Origin of the sequence: Streptomyces sp. NPDC056347 (assembly GCF_042262625.1) — a bacterium.
Lineage (GTDB): Bacteria > Actinomycetota > Actinomycetes > Streptomycetales > Streptomycetaceae > Streptomyces.
In genome coordinates this window covers 19,117-28,629 of the sequence record NZ_JBHJQP010000105.1, presented here as the reverse complement: position 1 = coordinate 28,629, position 9,513 = coordinate 19,117, and the positions used below count along the sequence as shown (strand labels likewise).

General features: G+C 73.1%; 6 protein-coding genes and 2 riboswitches. Of the genes, 5 read left to right on the top strand and 1 reads right to left on the bottom strand.

Going from position 1 to position 9,513, the window contains the following annotated elements; all coding sequences use genetic code 11:
* Window positions 1-63: 63 nt before the first annotated feature.
* Window positions 64-1,476 (bottom strand): prenyltransferase/squalene oxidase repeat-containing protein, encoded by a 1,413-nt coding sequence (locus ACFCV8_RS23210; protein WP_376687330.1) that lies wholly within the window; start codon window positions 1,474-1,476, stop codon window positions 64-66.
* A 120-nt stretch (window positions 1,477-1,596) separates the two neighbouring features.
* Window positions 1,597-1,671: riboswitch (cobalamin riboswitch) on the bottom strand.
* Window positions 1,672-1,810: 139 nt separating this feature from the next.
* Window positions 1,811-1,885, top strand: a riboswitch (cobalamin riboswitch).
* A gap of 136 nt (window positions 1,886-2,021) precedes the next feature.
* Here ACFCV8_RS23210 and ACFCV8_RS23205 point away from each other — a divergent pair.
* Genes ACFCV8_RS23205 through ACFCV8_RS23185 form a run of 5 tightly spaced genes read left to right on the top strand, consistent with a single transcriptional unit; the run spans window position 2,022 to window position 9,379 of the window.
* Entirely contained in the window at window positions 2,022-4,775 is a 2,754-nt protein-coding gene (locus tag ACFCV8_RS23205) for a prenyltransferase/squalene oxidase repeat-containing protein (protein ID WP_376687329.1), read from the top strand.
* Entirely contained in the window at window positions 4,775-5,716 is a 942-nt protein-coding gene (locus ACFCV8_RS23200; protein WP_376687328.1) for a hypothetical protein, read from the top strand. Before ACFCV8_RS23205 ends, ACFCV8_RS23200 begins: the two co-directional genes overlap by 1 nt.
* 5 nt (window positions 5,717-5,721) lie before the next feature.
* A complete protein-coding gene (locus ACFCV8_RS23195; RefSeq protein WP_376687327.1) occupies window positions 5,722-6,885 on the top strand; it encodes an energy-coupling factor transporter transmembrane component T in 1,164 nt (387 codons plus the stop codon).
* A complete protein-coding gene (locus ACFCV8_RS23190; RefSeq protein ID WP_376687326.1) occupies window positions 6,882-8,540 on the top strand; it encodes an ABC transporter ATP-binding protein in 1,659 nt (552 codons plus the stop codon). Before ACFCV8_RS23195 ends, ACFCV8_RS23190 begins: the two co-directional genes overlap by 4 nt.
* The gene (locus ACFCV8_RS23185; RefSeq protein ID WP_376687325.1) at window positions 8,537-9,379 is read left to right on the top strand and encodes an ECF transporter S component; all 843 of its coding nucleotides are present in this window, start codon (window positions 8,537-8,539) and stop codon (window positions 9,377-9,379) included. Before ACFCV8_RS23190 ends, ACFCV8_RS23185 begins: the two co-directional genes overlap by 4 nt.
* The last annotated feature ends 134 nt before the right edge of the window (window positions 9,380-9,513 follow it).

Below are 9,513 nucleotides of genomic sequence, written 5' to 3'. Positions count from 1 at the left end.
CCGACGGGGCGCGGGGCGCGGGGTAGGCGCGGGGCCCGTCCGCGCGGACGGGCCCCGCAGGGGTCAGGCGCCCAGGCGCAGGGCGATCGTGTCGCCGATCGCGACGGTGTTCTCGCGGGCGGCCGTGGTGAACGCGGCGCCGTCGACGCTCGCCTTCCAGGTGATGGATCCGCTGTTGGCCTTGCCGTTGAGGGCGGTGACCTGGCCGGTTCCGGCGGACGGGGTGACGCCCGTGACACAGCCGGACGGGGTCGCCGCGCCGGCCGCCGCGTCCACTACCGCACCGAGCGTGGTCGTGGCACCGGTCGCGGTGAGCGTGACGGAGCACACCTTCAAAGTGCCGGTGCCGTCGTCCACGGTCAGCGCGAACTTGCTCGCGGTGCCCGAGGCCAGCGACGACTGGGCCACCCATCGCGGCGCCCCCGCGGTCGTCGGGACCGGCGGGGCGGCGGTGAAGCCGCCACCGGCCACAGCCCGCAGCCCGTCGATGGAGGCGTAGGCCTGCGGAGCGGTGTCCGTGGGCAGGTACTTGAAGCCGCCGCCCGGATTGAACTGTTGGCTGATCAGGAAGTCGACCGGGGTCTTGCCCCTAGAGGTGACGAAGTCGCCGGTCTGAGGGTTGATGCCGCAGGCGTTGAGGCCGGAGACCGCCCAGCCGTTGGAGTCGGTGTTGACCCCGTACATGGCGTCGAACGCGCCGGTGTTGGCGATGATTTTGTTCTTCAGGAACGCCTTGGCCTCGGCGATGTCGGGGTCGGTGGCGGGGACGCCGGAGACGCACAGCGCGGCCATGGCCGCCCCGGTCATGTCGACATCGCCGTCCGTGGCGAGCTGAGCGGGGTTGCCCTCCGCCTTGCCGAAGTTCCAGCCACCGTCGTTGTGCTGGTTGGCGCGGATGCGGTTGATCATCGCGTCGCGCAGGGACTGGGGTATGCGGATCCGGTCGGTGGTGGTCCGGGCGCCGTTCAGGGCGAGGGCGGCGAAGACGGTGCCGTTGAAGTTGGCGGACGGTCCGAAGTAGCCGGGTTCGGCGTTCTGCCAGTACGCGTAGATGTCGGCGACGAGGTTGCGGGAGGTGGAGACCCGGGCGGGGTCGATCCCGGCCGCGTACGCGTTCAGTGTGGCGCGCTCGTAGTCGGTGACGACCGGGGAGGCCGACGGCCAGGAACCGGTGGAGAGCAGGTTCCGGTAGACCGTTCTCGCGTTCTTCGTCGTGTCGCCGCCGGGAGCGACGTCCACCGCAGCCGTACCGGTGGCGGCGAACGCGCTGAACGCCCACTCGTTGGAGAGCCCCGACCCGGCGTACGAACCGTCCGGCCCCTGGAGGGACTTCAGGTATCCGACGCCGTTGGTGGTGGAGGTGGCGATCTGTGCGGGCGTCGAGGTCGCCGCCGCGGACAGGGTGGTCAGGGTGAAGGCGCCGAGGGCGGCCGCCGCGGTGAGCGCGGCGCGGCGGGCGGTGGTGGTGCGGGGCATGGCGTGCTCCAGGGATGAGGGACGCCGACCCCGCCGCCGGTCCCCGTGAAGGGTGCGCACGGCGACGCGTGGCCGCCGTCCGGAACGCGTGGACCGACTTCCAACTAGCCAATGCCGTATGGGCATTCGGGCTCGGTCCGGCTGTCGCCGTCCCACACCGCTGCGCGTCAGCCCCGGATTCCCACCGGGTTCCCCCATTCGGCAGGGCCGGACAGTACCGGACGCCCGTCCGCTCCGCCACCGTGCGTGGCGCGCCGAACCCGGCCCGTGCCGGGCGTCCTTGACGACCGTTGCGGACGCGTGTTCCAATCCGGCTGATACGCAAAGCTGTTCCAGGGAAAGCCGGTCGAAACCCGGCGCTGACCCGCAACCGTAGGCCCGACTCCCGGTCGGGCGAGCCGGAATGCCTGGAGCGTGATTCACAGCAACGGACGCCGTCGCGGACTACGGCGTGGTGCGACCTGCTCCGCCCTGCGGCTCGCTGCCCGGACGGGGCTTCTGCCACGTTTTCCACCGCCCGCTTCGGCCACACCAAGGGGGCCGCGATGGGAACGTTGGAGTGCGAGGGCGCTCTTGCACGGCGCGTTCGGAGACGGCCGGGCGTCCCGGCCGCGACACTGTCCGCACTGGTCGTCCTGTTCGCGTCCTGTCTCGCGTACCTCCTCACCGGCCCGACCGCCGCCGCGGCCCCGGTCGGTGAGTGCACCGGCACCAGGGGCGCCGTCGTCGCAGTCGACTTCACCCCCTTCGGCGGCAAGGTCGAGCGCGGCTGCGACACCACCCCCACCACCGGCTACGAGCTCTTCCGCGAGGCCGGCTTCACCACCACCGGGACCCAGCACGACGGGCCCGGCTTCATCTGCCGCATCGGCTTCGGATCCTTCAACTCCGGTACGCAGTACCCGACCCCGGACAAGGAGGACTGTTTCCTGACCCCGCAGGCGACCGCCTACTGGTCGTACTGGGTCGCCTCGCCCGGCCAGGACGACTGGTCCTACAGCCAGTACGGGGCGATGGACCGCAAGCTCAAGGACGGTGACGTCGACGCCTGGGTGTACGGCGGCACCGACATCGGCGGCACCACAGGCAGGCCCACCTTCAGCCCCGACGACGTCCGTGCCGGGGGCGACGGCTCCCCGAACCCGGGCGGCGGGCCCACCGGGGCGCCCGGCCGCGTCGACGTGGCGGGCGCCGCCTCCTGGCTCCAGGGCCTGCTGAGCGACGGCGAGCGCATCCTCGACGAGGGCCCGGACACCCCCAACTACCTGCTCACCACGGAGACCGCCTACGCCCTGGCCGCGGCGCACGGCAGGAGCGACGCCCTCGCCAAGGTCGTCGCCTTCCTCGCGGCCCATGTGGACGACTACGTGCTCCCCAAGGGCAAGGACCAGGAACCGAGCACGGCCGCCGCGGCCCGGCTCGCACTGCTCGCCGAGTCCACCGAGCGCGACCCCCGCGACTTCGGCGGCCGGGACCTGATCGCCGACCTCACCGGCAACGTCTGCCAGGCCGCCGCCCCCGGCCAGGGCTGCACCGCCGAGGGAGACATCCGCCACATCACCTACGCCGACGAACAGGCCCGCGCCGTGCTGGCCCTGCTCCGCGCCGACGTGACCCCGAAGGCCGCCTCGGTCGACCGGCTGACCCAGGTGCAGTGCAAGGACGGCGGCATCACCAGCATCCTCATCCAGCCCGGCGGCCGCTGCGACGGCGACGCCGGGACCACCGGCCTGATCGCCCTCGTCCTGCACCGGGCGGGCGGCCAGGAGCAGGCCGTCGTCAAGGCCCGCGACTACTTGGGGAAGACACAGCTCGACGACGGCTCCTTCCCCGGCTACACCGGGGCCGCCACCGGCGACGTGATCGCCACCGCCTACGCCGCCCAGGCCCTGCGCGCGTTCGGCGAGACCGCCCGGGCCGACTCCGCCGAGGGCTGGCTCTCGCGCACCCAACTGGACGGCGGCGGCTTCGGCTACGACCGGGACGCCACCGAACCCACCGCCTACGCCACCCCGGTCGCAGCCCTCGCCGGGGCCCGTACCGACCTCGCGAGCCTCACCACCGGCAGGACCGAACCCACCGACCCGCCCACCACCCCGAACCCGGGCGGCGAGCCGGAGCCCGGCGACGGCCCCGATCTGAAGAAGGGCGTCGCCTACCTCACCGGAGCCGACCGGCTCAAGCAGGGCCGGTACTACCCGGCCGGTGCGGCGTCCGGACGCGCCGACTTCGGCCTCACCATCGACGGGGCCTACGCCCTGGCCGCCACCGGCCTGGACAACGGCAGACTGCGCGGCATCGTGGATTTCCTGGACCAGGGCGGAACGGACGGCGAGGGCCGCACCGTCAATGACTGGACGGGCATCGGCACCGCCTACGCGGGCGGCGGCTCGATCGGCAAGACCGCGCTGCTCGCCGAGGCGGTGGGCCGCGACCCGCGCGACTTCGCCGGGCACGACCTGATCGCCGCTCTCGATGAAGCGGTGTGCGACGGGCCCAGCAAGGCCCCCGACCGCTCCTGCGCAGCCAAGGGCGCCTACACCTACGCCCCGTCCGTCTTCTCGCAGGCCCTCGCCGTCATGGGACAGCTGCGCGCCGGGGACGAGGTCGGCGCCCAGGACCCGATCGCCTACCTGGAGAGCCTCCAGAACGCCGACGGCTCCTGGCCGAGCCTGATCCCGCCGACCGGTGACCAGGACGTCGACTCCACCGCCATCGCCGCGATGGCCCTGGACCTCGCGGGCGGCGACACGGCCGGCAAGGCCGTCGACAGGGCGCTCAACTGGATCGCCGGCCAGCAGTACGACGACGGCGGCTTTCCCGGAGCGGCGGGCAACAGCGTCAACTCGGCGGCGCTGGCCGTCCAGGGTCTCTCCCTGGACCGGGCGGCCCACCGGCCCGCGATCGCCTCGGCGCTGAGGTTCCTCGCCGCCCAGCAGAACAAGGACGGCGGCTTCAACGTCGCCAAGGAGGGCCAGCGCGGCTCCGACCTGCGGGCCTCCACCCAGGCCGTCGCCGGGGCCACCGGCGTCTCCTTCGCCACGCTGGAACGCGACCTGAACGGCACCAGCCCCCAGCCGACCCCGAGCGGGGACGACGACGGCATCCCCGAGATCGTCACCCCCGGGGACGACGGCGGCACCGGCGGCGGGAACGTCGTGGACGCGAACGGCGGCGGGGCCCTCGCCTCGACCGGCGTACAGGCCCTGGCCCTCGGCCTCCTCGCCGTGCTGCTCTGCGCGGTCGGCTGGCGCACGGTCGTCGTGGCCCGGCGCCGCACGGCCGCAGGGGAGCGGTGATGGGCGCCGGGTGTGTCGTGCACGCAGCGGCCCGGGTGGTGGCCGCGCTGGGCCTGACCGCCGCCGGACTCGGCGCCACCGCCGGGGAGGCGGCGGCCGACCCGCAGGCCATGGGCCGGTGCACCACCACGGCGGGCGCCGTGCTCGCCGTGGACTTCAGCCACTGGGGCGGGCCCGTCTACCGGGCCTGCGGCACCACCCCCACCACCGGGTACGAGCTGCTCAACCAAGGCGGCTGGCGCACCGTCGGCACCGGCCACGACGGACCGGCGTTCATCTGCCGGATCGGCTACAGCGGCTACCGGAAAGGCAAGCAGTTCCCACCCGCCGCCGAGGAGGACTGCGTCCTCACCCCGCCCGCCTCCGCGTACTGGTCGTACTGGCACGCCGACCCCGGTGCCGACGACTGGGAGTACAGCCAGCTCGGGGCCATGCTCTACAAGCCGAAGCCCGGCAGCGTCGACCTGTGGATCTTCGGCGGCACCGACATCGGCGGCACGAAGGGCCGGCCGAAGATCAAACCCGACCAGCTGCGCGCCCGCAACACCAGTCCCAGCGGCACCGGTCGGCCCGCCTCCACCGCCAAGGCCCCGAAGCTGCCGCCGAACGTCAACACCGGCCCGGCCCCCGAACAACCCGTGACCGAGGAGACCACCAAGCCCCCGACCGCCCCGCCGAAGCCGAAGCCTGCGAAGCCCGAGAAGCCGACGAAATCCGAGGAGCCGACCGGGAGCCCCAGCCCCTCCGCCCCGGCGGGCACCACCCGGTCGTCCTCCCCGTCCACCGGCACTGGCGCCGAACCCCGCATCGTCGACGCGGCCCCCAAGGCCGACGCCGCACACGACGCGGGCTCGGTGCTGCCGGTCGTCGCGGGCGCCGGGCTCGTCGCACTGATCGCGGGCGCCGGCATCTACACGGCACGCCGCCGCACGCACGAGTGACACCCATGGACCACCCCTCACCAGAGGCGGCGGCCGTCCGGACCGGCACGGCGCCGGACCGGGGTGGCCGCCGCCCGGCCCGTACCCTCCACCCGCTCACCTGGTGGATCTGGGCCCTCGCCCTGGCAACCGCCGTCAGCCGCACCAACAACCCGCTTCTCCTCTTCCTGGTGCTGGCCGTGCTCGGCTACGTCGTCACCGCCCGCCGCACCGCCGCTCCCTGGGCGCGCGGCTTCAAGTACTACCTGTACCTGGCACTGACGGTTGTGACGATCCGGGTGGTCTTCCGGGTGGTGTTCGCCACCGGCATCACCCCGAACGACCACTTCCTCTTCTCCCTGCCGCACATCCCCACCCCGGACTGGTACGCGGGCATCCAACTCGGCGGCCCCGTCTCCCTGGAGGCCGTGCTGTCGTCGGCCACCGATGGGCTTCGGCTGGCCTGCATGCTGTGCTGCATCGGCGCCGCGAACACCCTCGCCAACCCCAAGCGGGCCCTGCGCGTGCTTCCCGGCGCGCTGTACGAACTGGGCGTCGCCGTCACCGTCGCGATCAGCGTGGCACCCCAGCTGGTACAGAGCGTGCAACGGGTGGCACGGGCCCGGAAGCTGCGGGCCGGGCGCACCCGGGGCCTGCGGGCGCTGCGGGGCATCGTCGTCCCCGTCCTGGAGGACGCGCTGGAACGCTCGCTGCGGCTGGCCGCCGCCATGGACTCGCGCGGCTACGGGCGCGCCGGCACCGCGACCCGGCGCTCCCGGCAGGCCACCGGCGCACTGATGCTGCTCGGCATGTGCGGCCTGTGCGCGGGCGCGTACGGGCTCCTCGACGCGACCGCCCCCTCTTTCCTCGGCTTTCCCGCGATGGGGGCCGGTGCGGCGCTGTGCGTCGCCGGACTCCGGCTCGGTGGGCGCCGCGTCACCCGTACCACCTACCGGCCCGACCCGTGGAGCACGCCGGAGTGGCTGGTAGCCGGCAGCGGGGTACTGGCAGCGGTGCTGCTGTTCGCCAACCTCGGCTACGACCCCGCCCAGCTCAACCCCGCCTTCTACCCGCTCACCTGGCCGGATCTTCCGCTGGTGCCGACCGCGGCGATCCTCCTCGCCGGAACGGCCGGCTTCTTCTCGCCGCCGCCCCAGGAACCCCGACCCGAGCCGAAAGCCGCCGCGTGATCACCTTCGACCACGTCACCGTCGAGTACGACGACGCCCCCGCCGCCGCCCTGCGCGACGTCGACCTCACTGTGGAGGAGGGTGAGCTGTGCCTGGTCGTCGGACATACCGGCGTCGGCAAGTCCACCCTGCTCGGCACCGTAAACGGCCTGGTGCCGCACTTCACCGGCGGCACCTTGTACGGCCGGGTCACCGTCGACGGCCGGGACACCGCCGACCATCCACCGCGCGAACTCGCCGATGTCGTCGGCGTCGTCGGCCAGGACCCGGTCGACGGCTTCGTGACGGACACGGTTGAGGAGGAACTCGCCTATGCCATGGAGCAGTTGGCGACGCCTTCGGCCACCATGCGCAAGCGGGTCGAGGAGACCCTGGACCTCCTGGGTCTGGCCGACCTGCGCCACCGCGCCCTGCACGAACTCTCCGGCGGCCAGCAGCAGCGCGTCGCCATCGGCTCCGTCCTCACCGCCCACCCCCGCGTCCTCGTCCTGGACGAACCGACCTCCGCACTCGACCCGAGCGCCGCCGAGGAGGTCCTCGCCGCCGTCACCCGGCTCGTCCACGACCTCGGTGTCACCGTCCTGATGGCCGAGCACCGCCTGGAACGCGTCGTCCAGTACGCTGACCGCATCCTCCACCTCCCCGGCGACGGCCTCGTCCGCATCGGCGACCCCGCCGAGATCCTCCGCACGTCCGCCATCGCGCCGCCCATCGTCGACCTCGGGCGCGCCGTCGGCTGGGACCCCCTGCCGCTGTCCATCCGTGACGCCCGTCGCAGGGCCGCCCCGCTCCGTGCCCGGCTCACCGGCCGCACCCCGGTCCCTCCGCACCCCGCCGCCCCCGGACGGTCCGTCCTGCTCACCGCCCGTAAGGTGGCCGTCGCCTACCAGGGCGTCCCGGCCGTCCGCGAGGTGGACCTCACTCTCCACGAGGGCGAGGTGACCGCGCTGATGGGGCGCAACGGCTCCGGCAAGTCCTCCCTGCTCTGGGCCCTCCAGGGCACGGGCCCGCGCACCGGCGGCACGGTCGGGGTCCATGAGGACACCACCGGGGCCAGAGGCACGGACCCGCACGACGTGCCACCGGCGCACGCCCGCAGACTCGTCGGCCTGGTGCCCCAGCCCCCCGCCGACCTCCTCTACCTGGAGAGCGTGCGCCAGGAACTCGACGAGGCGGACACCGAGTCCGCGACGGGGGAGAGCGCCCGCACCCTCCTGGACCTCCTCGCCCCCGGCATCGAGGACACCGCCCACCCGCGTGACCTCTCCGAGGGCCAGAAGCTCGCCCTGGTCCTCGCCATCCAGCTCAGCGCCGCCCCGAAAGTCCTGCTCCTCGACGAACCGACCCGCGGCCTCGACTACCGGGCGAAGAGCCAACTCATCGACATCGTCGCCGCGTTGGCCGCCGAGGGGCGTACGGTCATCGTCTCCACCCACGACGTCGAGTTCGCCGCGCGCGCCGCCGACCGGGTCGTCGTCATGGCCGAGGGTGACATCGTCGCCGACGGACCCACCGCCGACGTCATCGTGGCCTCCCCGGTCTTCGCCCCGCAGACCGCGAAGATCCTCGCCCCGCTCCCGTACCTCACCGTCGACCAGGTCACCGCCGCCCTCCATGACGACCGGCTCCACGCCCACCCGGAGGAGCGGCCATGACCCCGCAGCGCGGCCCCCGCGACGCCGCCGCCATCCGCCTCAACCCCCGTGTCGGCCTGGTTGTCGCGATGGCGGCCTTCCTCGGCGTGGTCGCGTTCTTCTGGCCGTTCGTCGTCGCCCCCGGTACCTTCGGCTCGAACTACGCCCCGCCGCTGATCTTCGGCGTCCTGCTGGTCCTGATCCTCTGCGTCGTACTCTCCGAGATCGCCGAGGGCGGCATCGACTCCAAGGCGCTCGCCATGCTCGGCGTGCTCTCCGCCGTCAACGCGGCGCTGCGCCCACTCGGCGCGGGCACCGCGGGCATCGAGACCGTCTTCTTCGTCCTGGTTCTGGCCGGACGCGTCTACGGCCCGGGCTTCGGCTTCACCCTGGGCTGCACCTCCCTGTTCACCTCCGCGCTCATCACCGGCGGAGTGGGGCCCTGGATGCCGTACCAGATGTTCGGCTGCGCCTTCGTCGGGATGCTCGCCGGGTTCCTGCCGCGCGCGACCGGACGGCGCGAGGTGCTGCTCCTCGCGGTCTACGGATCGCTCTCCGGCTACCTCTTCGGCTTCCTGCTCAACCTGTCGTTCTGGCCGTTCTCCCTCGACCCCAACAGCTCGATCGCCTATCTGCCCGGTCTGCCGTTCACCGAGCAGTGGCACCGCTACCTCGCCTTCGACGTGGCGACCTCGCTCGGCTGGGACACCGGACGCGCCGTCACTAACTTCGTGTGCATCCTGCTGGCCGGACCGGCGGTCCTCACCACCTTCCGCCGCGCCGCCCGAAAAGCCCGTTTCCGGGCTCCGGTACGGTTCGTGCGGCCCGGGGCGCCGCCGCCACCTTCCCCGGACCGCTGAGCGAGGCGGCTCACTTCACCCGGCGCACGACGGCCTTCGTCAGTGCCATGACGTCGGCGGACATCCCGCCATCGTTGTTGGGGCCGTCGCCCTGCACGCGGGGAAAGCCGCCTCGTGGCGCAAGGCCGTGGCCG